The sequence below is a fragment of the Acetobacterium sp. KB-1 genome (genome assembly GCF_003260995.1).
In the GTDB taxonomy this organism is placed as follows: domain Bacteria; phylum Bacillota; class Clostridia; order Eubacteriales; family Eubacteriaceae; genus Acetobacterium; species Acetobacterium carbinolicum.
In genome coordinates, this window is record NZ_CP030040.1 from 3757560 (window position 1) to 3776253 (window position 18694).

Annotated in this window: 16 protein-coding genes; 10 read left to right on the forward strand and 6 right to left on the reverse strand. The window is 42.7% G+C overall.

Going from position 1 to position 18694, the window contains the following annotated elements; genetic code table 11:
• The first annotated feature begins 4 nt into the window (after positions 1–4).
• The 3 genes from DOZ58_RS17335 to galE all read left to right on the forward strand — a co-directional run bounded on the left by DOZ58_RS17335 (position 5) and on the right by galE (position 4578).
• Positions 5–808: a pyruvate, water dikinase regulatory protein gene (locus DOZ58_RS17335; protein ID WP_242988534.1), complete on the forward strand. Its 804-nt coding sequence runs from the start codon at positions 5–7 to the stop codon at positions 806–808.
• Positions 809–812: 4 nt separating this feature from the next.
• Positions 813–3458, forward strand: coding sequence for a pyruvate, phosphate dikinase (gene ppdK / locus DOZ58_RS17340; RefSeq protein ID WP_111889447.1), 2646 nt, complete (start codon positions 813–815; stop codon positions 3456–3458).
• 130 nt (positions 3459–3588) lie between these two features.
• The gene (gene galE / locus DOZ58_RS17345) at positions 3589–4578 is read left to right on the forward strand and encodes a UDP-glucose 4-epimerase GalE (protein WP_111889448.1); all 990 of its coding nucleotides are present in this window, start codon (positions 3589–3591) and stop codon (positions 4576–4578) included.
• 6 nt (positions 4579–4584) lie between these two features.
• Here the strand turns inward: galE and DOZ58_RS17350 are convergent, their stop codons facing one another.
• The 6 genes from DOZ58_RS17350 to coaBC form a co-directional block, all read right to left on the reverse strand.
• Positions 4585–4881, reverse strand: coding sequence for a helix-turn-helix transcriptional regulator (locus DOZ58_RS17350; protein WP_111889449.1), 297 nt, complete (start codon positions 4879–4881; stop codon positions 4585–4587).
• A gap of 17 nt (positions 4882–4898) precedes the next feature.
• Positions 4899–6539, reverse strand: a complete 1641-nt coding sequence (locus DOZ58_RS17355) for an FAD-dependent oxidoreductase (RefSeq protein ID WP_111889450.1) — start codon at positions 6537–6539, stop codon at positions 4899–4901.
• Positions 6540–6924: 385 nt separating this feature from the next.
• On the reverse strand, positions 6925–8064 hold the full coding sequence (locus tag DOZ58_RS17360) for a hypothetical protein (protein ID WP_111889451.1): 1140 nt from the start codon (positions 8062–8064) through the stop codon (positions 6925–6927).
• Positions 8065–8269: 205 nt separating this feature from the next.
• Positions 8270–8752, reverse strand: coding sequence for a threonine/serine exporter family protein (locus tag DOZ58_RS17365; RefSeq protein ID WP_242988535.1), 483 nt, complete (start codon positions 8750–8752; stop codon positions 8270–8272).
• Position 8753: 1 nt separating this feature from the next.
• Complete coding sequence (locus tag DOZ58_RS17370) at positions 8754–9518, reverse strand: threonine/serine exporter family protein (protein WP_111889452.1); 765 nt, start codon at positions 9516–9518, stop codon at positions 8754–8756.
• On the reverse strand, positions 9518–10717 hold the full coding sequence (gene coaBC / locus DOZ58_RS17375; protein WP_371414181.1) for a bifunctional phosphopantothenoylcysteine decarboxylase/phosphopantothenate--cysteine ligase CoaBC: 1200 nt from the start codon (positions 10715–10717) through the stop codon (positions 9518–9520). The genes DOZ58_RS17370 and coaBC overlap by 1 nt, the downstream gene beginning before the upstream one ends.
• A gap of 185 nt (positions 10718–10902) precedes the next feature.
• On the opposite strand from coaBC, the gene DOZ58_RS17380 reads away from it, so the two are divergent.
• From DOZ58_RS17380 to DOZ58_RS17405, 7 genes are all read left to right on the forward strand, one after another.
• Positions 10903–11538: an ECF transporter S component gene (locus DOZ58_RS17380; RefSeq protein WP_111889453.1), complete on the forward strand. Its 636-nt coding sequence runs from the start codon at positions 10903–10905 to the stop codon at positions 11536–11538.
• A gap of 85 nt (positions 11539–11623) precedes the next feature.
• Complete coding sequence (locus DOZ58_RS18755) at positions 11624–11791, forward strand: hypothetical protein (RefSeq protein ID WP_204355434.1); 168 nt, start codon at positions 11624–11626, stop codon at positions 11789–11791.
• A gap of 186 nt (positions 11792–11977) precedes the next feature.
• Entirely contained in the window at positions 11978–13741 is a 1764-nt protein-coding gene (locus DOZ58_RS17385; RefSeq protein ID WP_111889454.1) for a bifunctional UDP-sugar hydrolase/5'-nucleotidase, read from the forward strand.
• Between the two features lie 203 nt (positions 13742–13944).
• Complete coding sequence (locus tag DOZ58_RS17390; protein WP_256372199.1) at positions 13945–14424, forward strand: nucleoside deaminase; 480 nt, start codon at positions 13945–13947, stop codon at positions 14422–14424.
• Positions 14417–15553, forward strand: coding sequence for a DUF362 domain-containing protein (locus DOZ58_RS17395; RefSeq protein WP_111889455.1), 1137 nt, complete (start codon positions 14417–14419; stop codon positions 15551–15553). Before DOZ58_RS17390 ends, DOZ58_RS17395 begins: the two co-directional genes overlap by 8 nt.
• Before the next feature lie 505 nt (positions 15554–16058).
• Entirely contained in the window at positions 16059–17051 is a 993-nt protein-coding gene (gene ilvC / locus DOZ58_RS17400; protein ID WP_111889456.1) for a ketol-acid reductoisomerase, read from the forward strand.
• Between the two features lie 86 nt (positions 17052–17137).
• A complete protein-coding gene (locus DOZ58_RS17405) occupies positions 17138–18691 on the forward strand; it encodes a 2-isopropylmalate synthase (protein ID WP_111889457.1) in 1554 nt (517 codons plus the stop codon).
• Positions 18692–18694: the final 3 nt, after the last annotated feature.

The window sequence follows — 18694 nt, forward strand, 5'->3', positions numbered from 1 at the left end:
AAAATTGAAAAGCATTGTGATTTTTGTTGTTTCAGATACACCCACTGAAATTGGCGAACTGCTCGTGAAAGCAGGGACAAGCGTATTTGAGAACTCCATTCGGGAAGTACGGTTTCATCCGTTTGTGGATGATAAACTGAGTATTGACTACCTGTTGGATTTAGCAAAGCAGGATAACGGATTGGTGGTTTATCGTTTTGCCTCAAGTGAATTAAAGCATCATATGGAAATAGAATCCAAAGCTAAGGGGGTTCCCATTTACGACGTGATGGGATCTCTGATGGAGACGCTAAGAAGTATAACCGGTGAAGAACCGGTCCGAAGCCGGTCTTCAAGTATGGAACTGGATGCCCATTACATTAAGAAAATAGAAGCCATCGAATTTGCCGTAAAATATGATGATGGCAAAAATACATCCGGCTTGAATCAGGCAGATATCATTCTGATTGGGGTATCACGAACGTCTAAAACACCGATCAGCATTTATTTGGCCAATAAAAATTATAAGGTGGCTAATATTCCGTTAATGCCAGAGGTTGAACCACCTAAAGAATTATTTGAGATTTCTAACAGGAAAATATTTGGTCTCGTCTTAGACCCAAACCATCTGGTAAGTATCCGTTCAGAAAGAATCCGGGCTATGGGGCTCACTGGAACATCAAATTATGGGAGTTACGAAAGAGTGATGTTGGAGTTAGAAAAAGCACAACAGCTTTTCGATAAATTGGGATGTACTGTCATTGACGTCACATCAAAAGCAATTGAAGAAATTGCAGCGATTATTCTTGCAAATATAATGAGGAGGTAGAGGAATGTCAAAAAAATGGGTTTATTTGTTTAAAGAAGGTAATGCAACCATGAAGGAATTACTAGGGGGGAAGGGTGCTGGTTTGGCAGAGATGACAAATATCGGACTGCCCGTTCCGGGAGGCTTTACCGTTACAACCGAGGCCTGTACTGAATACTATAATCAGGATAGAAAACTTTCAAATGAAATTATCGACCAGATTAATAAAAATTTGGCAATCTTAGAAAAAGAATGTGAAAAGACCTTTGGTGATGTTAATAATCCGTTATTGGTATCCGTTCGTTCGGGTGCGAAATTCTCGATGCCCGGGATGATGGATACGATTCTAAACCTGGGGTTAAACGATGAAACGGTTGCTGGCATTGCAAAATCAACAAATAATGAACGGTTTGCCTTCGATAGCTACCGACGTTTTATTCAAATGTTTGGAGACGTTGTTCAAGAGATTAGTAAAGACAAGTTTGATTATGTATTAGAAAGTGCCAAGGAAAAAAATGGCTATCGGGATGATACCGAGCTGACTGCTGATGATCTAAAAGAAATTGTTGTCGCGTATAAGAAAATTGTCAAAGATGAAACCGGTAAAGACTTTCCCCTGGATCCAAAAGAGCAATTATTGATGGCCATTGAAGCGGTGTTTAGATCATGGAATAATAACCGCGCCATCAGCTATCGAAATATGAATGATATTCCTCACGACATTGGCACTGCTGTCAACGTTCAATCAATGGTATATGGTAATATGGGTGATGATTGTGGAACCGGGGTAGCCTTTACAAGAAACCCTGCAACAGGACAGAAAAAACTTTTTGGTGAATTTTTAATCAATGCTCAGGGTGAAGATGTTGTTGCCGGAATTCGTACCCCGAGAGACATTGAAGATTTAAAAGAACTCATGCCGGAAGTTTACAAACAGTTCCAGGAAACTGCAGAGCGACTTGAGAATCATTATCGGGACATGCAGGATATTGAGTTTACGATTGAAAAAAGCAAACTTTTCATGCTCCAGACACGAACCGGGAAAAGAACTGCCGCTGCCGCACTTTGTGCCGCAGTAGAAATGGTCGAGGAAGGTTTAATCACAAAAGAAGAAGCGGTTTTGAGACTAGATCCAATATCACTGGATCAATTGCTGCATCCAACCTTTGAAGAGGCCGCTTTAAAAGCAGCAGAACTTCTGGCAACGGGGTTGCCAGCCTCACCGGGTGCTGCTACCGGTAAAGTTTATTTTACCGCGGAAGCAGTGTGCGCAGCCGTTGCAAATGGGGAAGAAACCCTATTGGTCAGAAAAGAAACTTCGCCAGAAGATATTGAGGGCATGTATGCTGCAAACGGAATTTTAACAGCGCGCGGTGGTATGACCTCTCATGCGGCAGTAGTTGCCAGAGGAATGGGTAAGTGCTGTGTAGCTGGATGCGAAGCGATCAAAGTCGATGAAGCGGCAAAACAGTTTACCGTAGGGAATCAGGTCTTTACTGAAGGCGATTTTATCTCGCTAAATGGTAGTACCGGAAGTGTTTATAAGGGCAGCATAAAAACGGTAACCCCAGAACTCTCCGGCCATTTTGCTGAAATAATGGCCTGGGCAGATGAATACAGAACATTAAAAGTTCGTACCAATGCCGACACACCAAACGACGCAGCGGTTGCCGTTCGCTTTGGTGCAGAAGGGATCGGCCTTTGTCGAACAGAGCATATGTTTTTTGATGAACAACGACTACCGAGTGTCCGCCGGATGATTCTATCGGAGTCAAAGCAACAGCGTGAAAAAGCGCTGGCCGAAATTCTGCCGATGCAAAAAGAAGATTTTATTGGTCTTTATAAGACAATGGAAGAACGCCCGGTTACCGTTCGGTTACTTGATCCGCCTCTTCACGAATTCCTGCCGAAAGAAAGCAAGGATATTGAAGCCCTGGCGGCTGATATGGGCTTTGCTTTGGAAGACATGGTCACGATCATTCAGGGCTTGGAAGAATTTAATCCAATGCTGGGTCATCGCGGTTGCCGTTTGGCAATTACCTATCCCGAAATTGCACAGATGCAAACTCGGGCAATTATGGAAGCTGCCATTGAAGTCAAGCAAGAATGTGGTTTTAATGTTATTCCCGAAATTATGATTCCCCTGATTGGTATTAATGAAGAATTGACCTACCTCGATAAGGTTGTTCGAAAAACCGCGGAACTGGTTAAGTCCGAACGTAAGTCAGATATAAAATACCTGGTCGGAACCATGATGGAAATTCCCCGGGCCACTCTGATTGCCGATCAGATTGCTAAAACAGCCGAATTCTTCTCGTTTGGAACCAATGATCTGACTCAAATGACCTATGGCTTTTCGCGTGATGATGCCGGTAAATTTATTACCGACTATAAGGATAAAGGCATTCTGCCAAATGATCCATTCCAGAGTATCGACGTAGAGGGCGTTGGTAAGTTGGTTGAAATGGGCGTGGTTCTGGGTCGGAAAACAAAGCCTGATCTTAAAATTGGCGTTTGTGGTGAACACGGCGGTGATCCCAAATCGATTTTCTTCTTCCACAGCGTTGGCTTAAGCTATGTTTCGTGCTCACCATTCCGAGTACCGATTGCCCGTCTGGCAGCAGCTCAGGCAGCACTTAGCAATAATAAAACAACATTTACGGATAAATAACTCACCACAACAATTGTCAACACCGGATATATTTATCCTTTAAGAAACCCTTCGGGGTTTCTTTTTTTTAAAAAAAGTTCTATAATAAAGGGAGAACAAGAAAATTTAATAATTGAAATAGAGGACGATAATGAAGATTTTAGTATGTGGCGGGGCCGGATATATTGGATCCCATGTGGTCAGGGCCTTAGTCGAAAAAGGATATGAGGTAGTGGTTCTGGATAATTTATCAACCGGACATGAGGGTGCAGTCTCAAAAAAGGCTGTCATTGAGATTGGTGATATCCGCGATAAGGCGTTTCTTAAGCAAATATTTACTGCCCATCAGATTGATTGTGTGATGCATTTTTGTGCTCATTCTCTGGTTGGGGAGTCCATCAATGAGCCGCTTAAATACTATCATAATAATGTCTATGGGACCCTCTGTCTGCTGGAAACTATGGTGGGGCATGGGGTTAAGAATTTTGTCTTTTCTTCGACTGCCGCTGTTTATGGAGAACCGGAAGAAAGTCCCATCACGGAAGAAAGTAACAAAAATCCCACCAATACCTATGGGGAGACAAAACTGGCAGTAGAAAAAATGCTGAAGTGGATGGATGGAGCTTACGAACTAAAATCGATGACTTTCCGGTATTTTAATGCCGCCGGCGCCCACTTATCAGGAGAAATCGGGGAGGACCATAACCCCGAAACCCATCTCGTACCATTGATTTTAAAAACGGCTCTGGGACAGCGGGACCAGATCAGTATTTTCGGTGAAGACTATCCGACTCCGGATGGGAGTTGTATCCGGGATTATATCCATGTAATGGATATTGCCTCCGCCCATATTTTAGGGATGGAAAAACTACTCGCTGGCGGAAAAAGCAGTGTTTATAATTTGGGCGACGGAAAAGGTTTCTCGGTCAAAGAAGTGATTGCAAAAATAAAAGCACTGACTTCAAAAGCGTTTGTAGTGAAAGTTGCTAAAAGAAGACCTGGAGATCCAGCAAAGCTGATTGCTTCATCCCAAAAAGCTCAACGGGAACTGGATTGGGCGCCAAAACATTCAGATTTAGACACCATCATAAAAACAGCCTGGAAATGGCATCAAAACCACCCCCAGGGCTATAATAAATAAATTTAGTTAGAATTCAAGGGTACTGAAAAACTCGGCGGCGGTTAAATCCATGGCCGCCAGGAGTTTTTCGATACTCTTTAATTTTACAAAATAGTGCATTTCCACACCAATTTTCTGATTATCAAGAATCCCTGCCTCCCGGAGAATTTTTAGATGCTGGGAGAGATTGGCCTGACTGTAGTCAAATAACCGATTCAGGACGCATACACATTGGGGTTCAATTAAAAGAAATTTTACGATTTGTAAGCGAACTGGATGTCCCAACGCCTTGAAAATTTTTACTGAAACATCATCAGCATTCATAGTGGGCCTCTTTTCTGCTAGTCTTCTTTGGTGGCGTCATAAAATCGAAAGCCTCCAGAAAGGTTATAAACGTTTTTAAAGTCGTGATTAAGTAAGATGTTCTGGGTTGCATTGCCGGTGACTCCTTTATTACAATAGGTAATAACAGGAAGGGTCGGATCGAGTTGGTCAAGTTTGTCCCGCAGATCTTCATGAGGGATATTTTGCGCCTCGGGTAAATGGCCGTCACGGTACTGGGCCGTTACCCGGGTATCAATGATCTGGTAGACTTCCTTATTGTTCAGTTTTTTTTTAAGGTCCGCAGCAGTCATGAGTTTGCGGTCTTTATTTAGGGCATTATCGAGGATCATGCCCGTATAGTGAACCGGATCCTTGGTGGTTGAAAACGGCGGAGCATAACCTAAGTCCAGATTAAAGATTTCATCAACAGTGGCGCCATAGGTAATGAGGGTGACAAAGACGTCCAATCGCTTATCGACACCGTCATAGCCGATGATTTGAACGCCGAGCAGTTTTTGGGTGGAGCGGTCAGCGATGGCTTTGATTAACATTTCCTGGCCGCCGTAATAACTGGGTTTATCGGGCTTGATATTATGACAAATTTCGATATCATAACCTTGACTGCGGGCTTCGGCTTCAGACAAACCAGTGCTGCCGATGCTAATATCAAAGAGCTTAAAAATACCGGTGCTCAGGTTGCCAGGGTAAACGACATTACCACCAGTGATATTATCACCGCAGATCCGGCCAGTTTTATTGGCAGTTGAACCTAAGGGGCGATAGTGTGGCCGTTTTGTCACTGCTGACCAGGTTTCAATGCAGTCGCCGCAGGCATAGATATCGGTATCAATGGTCATCATCCGTTCATCAACCCGGATCGCACCGGTAACACCTAACAGTAAACCCGCTTCCCGGGCCAGGGTTACATTAGGTTTAACACCAGTGGCCACGATAATCATTTCGCCGGGAATCAGGGTTCCGTTTTCCAGGATGACTCCCTGACTGGTGGCCTCAACGACATTAGCATTTTTAAAGATTGGGATTTTTCTTTTGCTCAATCGTTTTTCAAGATACAAGGACATATCCTCATCGAGATTAGGGGTCAGCTTACCGGCCCGTTCAACCAGTGTGACTTTGATTCCGCAGGCTTCAAGATTTTCCATAACTTCAAAACCAATAAAACCAGTCCCGACAACAACCGCCGTTTTAGGATGATGATTGTCCATAAAGGCTTTTATTTTTAGGGCGTTTTGAACATTTCTCAGAAAAAAAACATTCTCCAGTTCAATTCCCTTAATCGGTGGAACAAAAGCCTGAGCGCCGGTGCTCAGGATGAGTTTATCATAAGTGTCATTAAAAACTGCTCCGCTATCCAAATTTTTAATTACCAGAGTTTTGGTGGGGATATCAATTTTTAATACCTCATGGCGAATATGGATGTCAATATTATATTTAGATTTAAAAAAGTCTGGACTTCGTGGCGTTAATTCCTGAATCGATCCGACTTTTCCCCCAAGATAATAAGGAAGCCCGCATCCGGAATATGAAATGTCCTGATCTTTTTCATAGATAATTATTTCTGCCGAATCATTATTTCGCCGGGCCTTTGCCGCAGCCGACGTACCGCCGGCAACTGCTCCTATGACTATAATTTTCATGACGTTCTCCTTAATTTTAAATCAGATTATACCAAAACATTCAGTGAAAAAAGCGAGGATCTAAAACGAGTATTAACTCTATTATAATCAATCAACGATTCAAAAGCAATGATTGATTATGTGAATCAGAGTAAGAAAATATGGCTTGTAGGTAAACGATGGATCTCAAGCACCAGAAAAGTGAAAAATATCCAAAAGAAGTTTTGAATAGTACAATAAAGTGACATGTGGTTTAATTATAAAAATTTAGGTACAAGTGATAGAGTCATTTAGAAAAACAGTATAAATAAAACTGCGTATAGATTTAATAAGGATTACAATTTTCACTTAATGTAGTAAGCTTGTCAATATTGTGAAATAATATTCAACTAGCCTAGGCAAGTAATCAAGATGAGACTTTATCATTAACGAAAGTCGTTAGTTTTTTAAACTCTTTCAATAAGTTGTCGGCATAAGTGTACTCTTTATAAAACATCTCATTTAGGTAAGAATCATTAGCGCTTCTATACAAAAAACATACAACATCACGAACGGAGAGAGCTGAACGAGCATAATTATACGTCAAATCTTCGACAGTTGTATTAATTAAGTATTCCATCACAAATGTTCTGGCAAGATTATACTGGGTATACCCTTGCCAGAGTATATCGGTCTTAGCTAACTCATCTGCTAAGTCAAAATTAAAACGGGCACGATTTAATAGGATATTAATTTCTTTAACAACCTTAGGGTTGTAGTTGTATTGAAGAATAGATTTCATATATTCAAACGAAAATTCATTATTTTGTGAGTTGCATTGTCTGAGAAGAGTATTTGCTTTATTTCTATAATATAATCCCAAATAATTGTAGTAAACTATTTGAGATATTGGATTTTGAAGCATTTTACCTCGGATATCCTCTAGTCTGCAAACTGTATCTCTATTGAGACTTCTCTCCTCTTGATAATCCAAAACATATTTAATTAACTTAATATTTTCATTTAAGATGTACTGTAGGCCATTGCTTAACGAGCTGTAACGTTGCAATTCTCGTTCAAGATATTGAATTAGTTTTGTACATTCATTTCTAAGTTGAGCTCCTTTAAAATCGACATATGCAAACCAAATAATATGATCAATTACATTCTGAATGAAATCAGCAAATTGAATACAAGTCAAGGTTTTGTTATTAAATGCAGGACAGACTTTTTCTAATAGTTTTTTTTCAAATTCTGACTTTACTTTGCAATTTGAAAAACTCTTTATCATTTCAGAATAAGCAATGGTGTAATTTGGGTTCTCAAGTACATTACCTTCCATAGAGGTTACATTATTCACGGAATCGATTGAAAAATATGTGATAAGCGCAATAATAAGTGCAATAAAGGATATTACCAGAGAAGAGATACTAATAAAAAAGTCGGGAATAATGTCAGTTGGTTCTTTCATTTGATTGATATATATTATGTAAGAAATTAAGGCACATATAATGAATATAATGGTTATTATAAAAAAAACTATATGCAAAGGCTTTTTTTTACTCATATTATTCTCCTTGTAAAAGTTATTTAGTGTAAATATCTGTTTAAAATATGTTGATTTGAATTGCAAGATATACTGCTCCAACAAACATTAAATACAAAAAACCATAAAGGATAATAAGCTTCAATTTTTATCTGATTTCTATGTTGTGGAGATTTATGCAGTATTAACTTAGATAGTGTATAAAATTAAATATCATTTAGGTGACCTAATTTTTTTTTCCATATTTTAACTTCTTTCCTATTTTTGATCGACCTTTTAGCATCACCTTACGCACCAGATTAACGGTTGAAGAGACCATAATAATGCCCACCGCCAATGCGCCGGAAATCAGCATGGTATGAACGCCAGTGGAGATACCAAGATCAATCTCGCCGTTAATGAAATAGAGCATCGTATAGTAGATGCCGCCCCCGGGAACCAGGGGAATCAGGGCCACGGCCAGAAAAATCGTGGTTGGTGATTTAGTTAAGCGGGCCAGTACTTCGGCATAAAGGGAGATCGCAATGGTTGCCAGTAGATAGGGAAGGACATCATTAGTAATAACCAGTTGAAAAATTACGTAAACCAGTTGTCCCAGCATCCCCCCCAAGGCTGAAAGCAGCAGTTTATTTCGGGGGATATTAAACACAATGGCAAAGGCCAGGGATGCCCCAAAGGCATATAAGCAAGGAGTAAGATAATCCATCATTTCAACCTCCCCAGAATGGTCGTAATAAACTTAAAGGTACAGCTACCCCAGAGGCAATGGCGGCACCAATGAGCAGCGCCTCAACACCCTTGGCTAGTCCGGAAAGATAGTCACCAGCAATGATATCCCGGATCGAATTGGTGATCGCCAGCCCGGGCACCAGGGTCATAATGGAGCCAATAATAATAGTATCCATATTGCTTGTAAACCCCAAGCCCAAAGCTGCTAGAGCAACGGTTGAGGCAATCAGACCACCGACAATATGGGTGAAAAAAATGTTGGCCTGAAAGCGACGCATGGTATCCATTTGCAGCTTTATTCCTAATCCAATGACAAACCCCACGCAGCTATCCATAAAACTTCCCCCAAAAAAAAGCGTGAACATTTGGGAAATAAAGGCAAAAGCTAAGACGTGAAGATAATAAGGATAAGAAGGGATGGTATCAATGCGTTTAATTTCGGCCACCAGTTTTTTATAATTGGTGGGTTCATAAGAGATTTGCCGGGATAAATGATTGAGTTCAGATACCTTGGTCAAATCGATTTTCCGGGAATGAATCCGACGGGTCCGGGTCAGCGGGACTTCGCCTTCCAGGGTAACAGAGATGATGATGGTGGTCGGCACAACGAAAATTTCTGCCTCTTTGGCACCAAGGGCAAGACAGATCCGATGCATCGATTCTTCCACCCGATAGGTTTCAGCACCGTTGGCAAGGAGGATAACCCCCATTTCCATAGCAACATGACTCAGTTGGGTAATCGTCATTACAGTTCATCCACGATCGCATCGAGAACCCGGTGTGCCACCGCATCCTTGGATAAGAGCGGAAGTGCTTCAGTTTTTTCAAGGGTCATTATGGTTACCCGATTGGTAGGGGTATTAAAACCGGCTCCTTTTTCTTTTAAATTATTAGCCACCATCATGTTCACGTTTTTGAAACATAGTTTTTCTCGGGTATTTTCGATCATATTTTCCGTTTCCATCGAAAAGCCACAGATAAACTGATCAGAACGTTTCTTTTCACCAATGGTTTTTAAAATATCAATGGTCGGTGTCAGGTTAATTACCGGTTGTCCGTCCCGTTTTTTAATTTTTTGGGTGGCTACTTCGGTCGGCTTGAAATCGGCAACAGCAGCAGCTTTAATGACAATATCAGTTGCTTCAAAATGATCCATCACCTGGGAGCACATTTCACTGGCGGTCACAACCGGGATAAGGTTGACAAAGGCTGGTGGGGTGAGAGCCGTTTTGCCGCTGATAAGGGTTACTTCGGCACCCCGGAGCATGGCCGCCTGGGCCAGGGCATAACCCATTTTACCGCTGGAATGATTGGTAATATAGCGCACTGGATCGATGGCTTCGCAGGTTGGTCCGGCAGTAATGATAATTTTTTTTCCTTTGAGATCATGGAAAAAGGCAATTTCCCGGAGAATATGATCGATTAGTAATTTTTCATCCGGTAGTTTTCCGGCCCCCACATCCTTGCAGGCCAGCATGCCGACAGCGGGATCGATGATCTTGTAATCCAGCTTTTTTAAGCTTTTTAGATTATTCTGGACAATCGGGTTTTCGTACATGGCGGTATTCATAGCTGGGGCAATGAGTTTGGGACAGTGACAGGCCATGATGGTGGTGGTGAGCATATCATCGGCAATTCCAGCATTGATTTTACCGATGACATTGGCCGAAGCCGGTGCCACCATAAAAAGATCGGCCCGTTTGGCCAGACTAATATGGGCCACGTCATAACGGATATTGCGGTCAAAGGTATCAACAATACACTTATTACCAGTTAAACTCTCAAAGACCAGGGGGGCGATAAATTCCTGGGCGTTTTTTGTCATCATAACCTGAACATCACAACCCATTTTGGTCAGGCTGCTGGCTACATTGGCCATTTTATAAGCGGCGATGCTTCCAGTAATACCCAGAATAACGGTTTTATTTCTTAATATATTTTTCATCGGTTTTCCTTTTCCAACTGTTTTCATTTATTTTCATAATCATTATACCAAATCCGAGGGTCAGGAGTAAATATAAGTTTTAAATGAATTTTTTATTGAATTTTTTTATTGAATTTAAGTAAAAAAGGCGTTAAAATAAAGATGCATTGTATCCGGCGTGACTGGAACGATAGCGGGAGGTAAATATGAAAAATCCAAAGACCAACGATTTGGTCAAACTATCCTTTTTTGTGGCGATTATCGTCTTGTTGGCAGTAACACCGTTTCTTGGCTATATTCCTTTGGGATTTACCCGAGCCACCATTATTCACATCCCCGTCATTATTGGCAGCATTATGTTAGGACCATTTTATGGCGCCTTTTTGGGCTTTGTTTTTGGGCTGACCAGCTTAATCAACAATACCTTTAATCCCACAGTGACATCTTTTGTGTTTACTCCGTTTTATTCCCTGGGAACCTACTCTGGTAATTTCTGGAGTTTAGTGATTTGTTTTGTACCCAGAATTCTTGTTGGTGTGGTACCCCATTATGTCTATCGGGGTATGAAAAAAGTAAAAAGTAATGATGTTATGGCTCTTGGTTTTGCCGGTGTTGCAGGATCATTGACCAACACTCTTTTAGTAATGAATTTTATTTATCTATTCTTTGGACAAAGTTACGCTGAAGTTAAAAATGTGGCTGTTTCGACCCTGTATGGGGTGATTCTTTCGGTAATTGCTATTAATGGTATCCCGGAAGCGATTGTGGCGGGTATTCTCACCACTGCGATCTGCAAGGCACTATTGCGATATACCGGCAAATCGGTCCTGCATATAGAATAAATAGTCTTAATCAATTCGGTGAAATAGACATTTCCAAACTATTCAAAAGCAATTTAATCTGACCTATGTTTTTATTACCCATGATTTGACCGCAATTACTTATTTTTGTGATACGGTACTCTTTCTTTACGGCGGCAGGGTAGTGGAGCAATGTCCGGTTAAAGAAATCGGACAGGTTAAGAATCCTTATTCAAAAAAATTGCTCTACTCGATACTATTAGAGGATGCCCAATCCAGCGAATTCAGCGCGTAGGGTAATTCATAAAGACTCAATAAGGCTCACAGACAGATGCTAACGGCATCTGTTTGTGAGCCTTTGTTTATAATCTATTTAGTTGATCTCTTTTAGCAGTTGTACTTTTTATTTTTTGCTAAAAGAGATATAATAAAAAAAGATATCAATAAAGCGGAATCAAAGATAAAATTAAGGAGTGTACCGATGAAAAACTGGAAAAAAGAACTGAGCCTGGTGGTGATGCTACTGCTTGTGTTTACTTGTTCTGGAACAACAGCCCTGGCAGCAACCGTCAATGATGATCAGACTATCACCCTGAGGATTGTCCACACCAATGATATTCATTCCCGTTACACGTATAGTACTCAAAACAATACCCTTGGTTTTGCCAAACTAAAAACCATCATCAATCAGAAAAGTCCCGATCTTGTTGTTGATGCCGGGGATATTTTTCATGGACAGTCCTTTGCCACGATTGAAACCGGTGGTTCCATTGCAGAACTGATGGCCGCAGTGGGCTATGATGCGATGGCACCGGGGAATCACGATTTTAATTATGGCAGCGCTCGGCTGCTGGAACTGGGTACCATGGCCAATACTAAAATTCTGGGTAGTAACGTGACGTATAGCGACGCGGGGAATCCCTTCTTTAACGACGACTATTTAATCAAAGAAATAGCGGTGGCTGGCGAAGTGATTAAGATTGGTGTGTTTGGACTGATCAGCCCGGATATTTATTCGGATACGGCCCCGGCCAATGTGGCCGGACTGAGCTTCGGCACGCAGGAATCGGTGATTGCCAATGCCAGGCAGAACGTGGCGACGCTGGATGCACAAGGGTGTGATGTGATTGTCGCCCTGACCCACATCGGGGATTCAGATAACGGGACCTTAATGCGCAGTGATGCCATTGCCGAGGGGGCGCCGGGAATTGATGTGATTGTCGATGGCCATACCCATGATGTCGAAAACCGGGAAGTCAATGGCACCCTGATTGTTCAAACCGGCTGTTTCTTTAGTGCGGTCGGTGAGGTTGAGATCATCCTGAATGCAAATGATGAACAGCCTGATCCCGAGGATGTCAGCTATTCTATTTTAGATCAAACCGCCAGCTTGACAACGGTAGCTCAGGCAACAGATGAGCTTATTCCGGCTGACCCGATCGTGGCGGCTCTAACGGCAGAAATTGAAGCCCGGGAAGACCCGATTAAGAAACAGGTAGTGGGAAATACCCCGGTAAAACTGGGTGGCACCACCGATAATATCTGGCAGGATATCCGGTTGGGTGAGCTGAATCTGGGCAGAGCTCTGTCTGATAGTTACCGTTTTATCACCGGTGCTGATATCGCAGTTGAAAATGCCGGGGGAATCCGGGCATTAATTCCTGCCGGGGATATTAATAAGGGTCAGGTTATTGACGTATTGCCTTTTGGCAATTATCTGGTGACCAAGTCGGTGACTGGTGCTGATCTTAAAAAAATGCTGGAAACCAGTATTGAAATCGGCATTAATAACCAGATTGCCAACGACAAGAATGATAATTCCTGGCCCAGTAATAGTGGTAGCTATCTGCAATGGAGCGGCATCACCGCCCAGTATGATTTAACTAAACCGATGGGCGAGCGGGTCTTTTCGGCTCAGGTTGGTGGCACGGATTTAGAACCAAACCACTACTACACCATCGCCTGCAATAACTATCTGGCCACTAGCAGCGACTACCCGGGTTTACAGGACGCCGCTGTCATCAATGAGTATTCGGCCTGTGATGAAGCCTTTATCAGTTATCTACAAAATGCCGGTGCGGACCGTTTTATGGTGGCCATCAATACCCCTAACGTTACCGCTGGAACAACGCCTCAACCGGCGCCCAATCCTCAACCGGTGCAAAAACAGTCAGCCAATAACCCCCGAACCGGCTATGGACAATGGGGCTGGGGGTTGATAGTCCGATCAGTCTTTCGCTTCTGATTTTGTGAATTATGATTTATAAGCTATTATATATCATAAGATTAACGTTTGCGGGCGGGTACTACCCGTCCCTACAGGATAATGCATGACTTTTTTGTACAAGTTAAACCCCTTCAGTTTGTAGGTGCGGTTATCAACCGCCCGCAACATTGTCTGAAGACATTGTTTGCCAGGCGGGTTCGCCCCGCCTTTTAATAAAGGAGGTGATATCGATCAACAAAAAAAACAACCTCCAGAAAATCATGGCTGTGGCGATTGAGACGGCAAAAGCAGGGGCGGCCCGGGGCGAGGTTCCGATCGGAGCGGTGCTGGTTTGCGAGGGCAGAATCATTGCCCGGGCCCATAATCAAAAAGAATGCCTGGCAGATCCCACTGCCCATGCCGAGATGTTGGCAATCCGGGCCGCGGCAAAAAAACTTAGGCGCTGGCGGCTGGATGATTGCCAGCTCTATGTCACTGCCGAACCCTGTGTGATGTGTATGGGAGCCATTATTCAGGCTCGAATTCCCATGCTGGTTTATGGTGCTACCGAAAAGAAATTCGGAGGCGTGGAGTCCACAGCCCGGCTGGGACAACACCCGATGCTCCCCAAAAATATGGAAATCTATGCCGGAATCTGCGAACAGGTATGTGAAGAATTATTAAAAGATTTTTTTGAGAATAGGAGAAATAAAGATGCATAACAAATCAAAGGTGTATTTTACAACCTTACGGACAACTGGTTCTAACAATATCTTAAAAAAGCTGGAAAAACTTGTCACCGCCGCGGGCATGACCGACATCGATTTTGAAAACAAATTTGCGGCCATTAAGATTCATCTGGGTGAACCGGGAAACCTGGCTTATCTCAGACCGAATTATGCCAAAGTCATTGTCGATATGGTTAAAGAAAAAGGCGGGAAACCCTTTCTCACCGATTGTAATACCCTTTATGTGGGACGACGAAAAGATGCTCTGGAACACCTGGATGCGGCCTACGAGAATGGCTACAACCCTTTTGTTACGGGGTGTCATGTCATTATTGGCGATGGTCTGAAAGGAACTGATGATATTGAGGTGCCACTTACAGGCGGCGAATGTGTGACTTCAGCCAAAATCGGCCGGGCTATTATGGATGCGGATGTTTTTATTTCGATGACCCATTTCAAGGGGCATGAAAGTACCGGCTTTGGTGGCGTATTGAAAAACATTGGCATGGGATGCGGTTCCCGGCGGGGAAAAATGGAAATGCATTCCAGCAGTAAACCCTTTGTTAAGGAAAAGAAGTGTCGAAGTTGTGAAATGTGTGGCAAGATCTGTGCGGTTGCGGCTATTTCATATCGACAGGCGGATGGCAAAGCCAGCATCAATCACGATATCTGTGTGGGCTGCGGCCGCTGTATCGGGGTCTGTCCTTTTGATGCCATCTCACCTAAATACGATGAAAGCAATGATATCCTCAATAAAAAAATCGCCGAGTATACCAAGGCTGTGGTAGACGGCCGTCCCCAGTTCCATATCAGTTTTGTGATCGATGTTTCGCCTAACTGTGACTGTCACGTCGAGAACGATCTGCCAATCATTCAGGATGTTGGTATCTTCGCATCGATGGATCCGGTAGCACTGGATATGGCCTGTGCGGATGCCTGTAACAAGGCCCGGATTCTTAGGGGTAGCTATGCTGAAGAACGGATTGTCGAAAATGAAGTTCAAAATCTGTCGGAACTGGATGTATTCACTTTGGTTCACCCGGAGACAAACTGGAAGGTCAGTGTTGATCATGCTGTCAAGCTGGGTCTGGGTAATAAGGAATATGAGATCACAGAGGTATAAGTGCTGCTTTTATAAAGGTTTAAACTAGAAACCGATATCATTATTTCTTTCCTATTTTGTGATTGACAAAGGCAAAATAAATAGATATAATGACTAAAATAATTAAATAAAGTAACGGCTATGACCAAGAGAAAGATACCAAAGATTGTATTTAAGAGAGTTGGAGGATGGTGTAATTCCAATAGTACGATGGTATGTAATACTCACTTGCGAGCTGCCAACCTGAAAATTTACCCAATTAGTAGGAAAGGCCGTAATCCCGTCCGGGATGTCAACGTTAAATGACTATGGTTAGGTTCGCCTTGCGTTCAGACCAGAAGAGGAAATAATTGTGAAATTATTTTAATTTTAGAGTGGTACCGTGGATACTTATATCCGCCTCTGTTTTTTTACAGAGGCGGATTTTTTTAGTTTCGCATATGATAAAGAAGGTATATAATGGTCACATCAAGTGAATTTATATAATGATTAAACTATTAAAACATTTCAAGGAGGAAATTAAAAAATGGCAAAACTATTTTATGACACAGATTGTAATCTGGGGTTACTCGATGGAAAAACAGTTGCAATTATTGGATATGGAAGTCAGGGACATGCCCATGCACTAAACTTAAAAGAATCAGGTGTGAATGTTATTGTTGGCCTTTATGAAGGCAGCAAATCCTGGCCAATTGCTGAAGCAGCAGGACTCAAAGTTATGACCGCAGCTGAGGCCACAAAAGCAGCGGATATCGTCATGATTCTTCTTCCCGATGAAAGACAGGCAGCGATCTATAAAGAAAGCATTTTACCAAACCTTGAAGCTGGCAACAGCCTTGTTTTTGCTCATGGTTTCAATATTCATTACGGCCAGATCATTCCCCCTGCTGATGTCAATGTCTTTATGATCGCACCAAAGGGACCAGGACACACAGTCAGAAGTCAATATCAGGAAGGCCGAGGGGTTCCCTGCCTGATTGCTGTTTATCAGGATCCATCAGGCAATACTCATGATCTGGGATTAGCTTATGCTTCCGGAATCGGCGGCGGTCGTGCCGGCATCCTTGAAACAACGTTCAAAGAAGAAACCGAAACTGACCTTTTTGGTGAACAAGCAGTTCTTTGCGGCGGTGTAACGGCCCTGATGAAAGCTGGTTTTGATACCCTGGTAGAAGCCGGATACCAACCAGAAAGCGCCTATTTTGAATGTGTTCACGAAATGAAACTGATCATCGATTTAGTAGTTCAGGGTGGACTCGGTTATATGCGTTATTCGATCAGTGACACCGCTGAATATGGCGATTACATTACGGGTAGCAAAATTATCACTGAAGACACCAAAAAAGCCATGAAGGGTGTTCTTAATGATATTCAAGATGGTACCTTTGCCCGTAACTGGATCCTTGAAAACCAGGCTAACCGACCATACTTCAATGCCGTCAGACGGATTGAAACAGAAACTCAGGTTGAAAAAGTTGGCGCTGAATTACGAACCATGATGTCCTGGATTAAAAAATAACATTTCAACATAACAGACTTAAAAAAGGCAGAAGACCTTCTGCCTTTTTTTAAAACAAAAAAACAAAATAATTAGGAGGAGATGCAATGAGCAGAATCGTAAAGATATTTGATACCACCCTTCGAGATGGGGAACAGTCACCGGGTTGCAGTATGAACCTGAAAGAAAAATTAGAGATGGCGAAACAACTCGAACGTCTGAGAATTGACGTCATTGAAGCCGGATTTGCCATTGCATCGCCTGGTGATTTTGAGTCGGTTCAGTTGGTTGCTAATGAGATTAAAAATGCCACCGTGGCCAGTTTGGCCCGCAGTACGGAAAAAGATATAAGCACCGCCTATGAGGCGTTAAAAGGCGCCGTTAACCCCCGAATTCATTATTTTTTGGCGACCTCGGATATTCACATGGAGTACAAGCTGCGGATGTCACCGGAAGCGGTGCTGGAAAAAGCCATCGCAATGGGAAAATTCGCCAGAAATCTTTGCGGTGAGGTCGAGTTTTCTGCTGAAGACGCCTCCAGAACCCGGCCGGAGTTTTTATACCAGGTCTTAGAAGGGGTTATCAATCAGGGGGTTACCATTGTTAACGTCCCGGATACGGTGGGTTATACTACCCCAGGTGAATATTTTAAGTTTATTGAGGGCATCCGCAACAACGTCCCCAATATTGACAAGGCGACTATTTCGGTTCATGTTCATGATGATTTAGGTTTGGGTGTGGCCAACTCCTTAGCTGCCATTCAGGCCGGTGCCGGCCAGGTAGAGTGTACGGTTAACGGGATCGGCGAACGGGCAGGTAATGCAGCGCTGGAAGAAATTGTGATGGCACTAAAAACCCGTCATGATGTTTACCAGGTGGATACCAATATCGATACCACTCAAATCTATCGCTCCAGTCGTTTATTATCTAAGCTTACTGGGGTTCGGGTACAGCCGAATAAAGCCATTGTCGGCGAAAATGCCTTTGCCCACGAATCGGGAATCCATCAACATGGAATGATGGCCAATAAAGAAACCTATGAAATCATGACGCCGGAATCGATCGGCTTAAAAGAAAATAAAATGGTACTGGGTAAACACTCCGGTAAGCATGCTTTTGTGGATAAACTGACGTCCCTGGGCTATACCTTAAACGATGAAGAAGTTCTGGATTTATTCAGTCAGTTTAAGGTTCTGGCGGATAAGAAAAAAGTCATTTCTGATAAAGATATTCTGGCTTTGGTGGAACAAAAACAATTGGCGATTCCGGAAGTTTATTCCCTGGACCGTTTTGTCATTAGTACCGGGAACACCATTTCCACCGCCGCGACCATCAGGCTTCGGAAAAATGGTGATCTCATCGAAGGGGTATCGCTGGCTGACGGACCGATTAGTGCCGGGTTTAAAGCCATTAGCGAATTAGTCGACTGTGATCTGACCCTGATTGATTATGGGGTTACTGCCGTTACTGACGGAACTGACGCTCAGGGCGAAGCTCAGGTGAAAATATCTGACGGCACCAATGTCTACCATGGTCGGGGACTGAGTACTGACATCATCGATGCCAGTTTAAAAGCTTATGTGGACGCTGTCAACCAGATGCACTATATAAAAGACAGCCAAAGTAAAGAAAGTAAGGAACAAGAAAGTAAGAATTCGTGATAA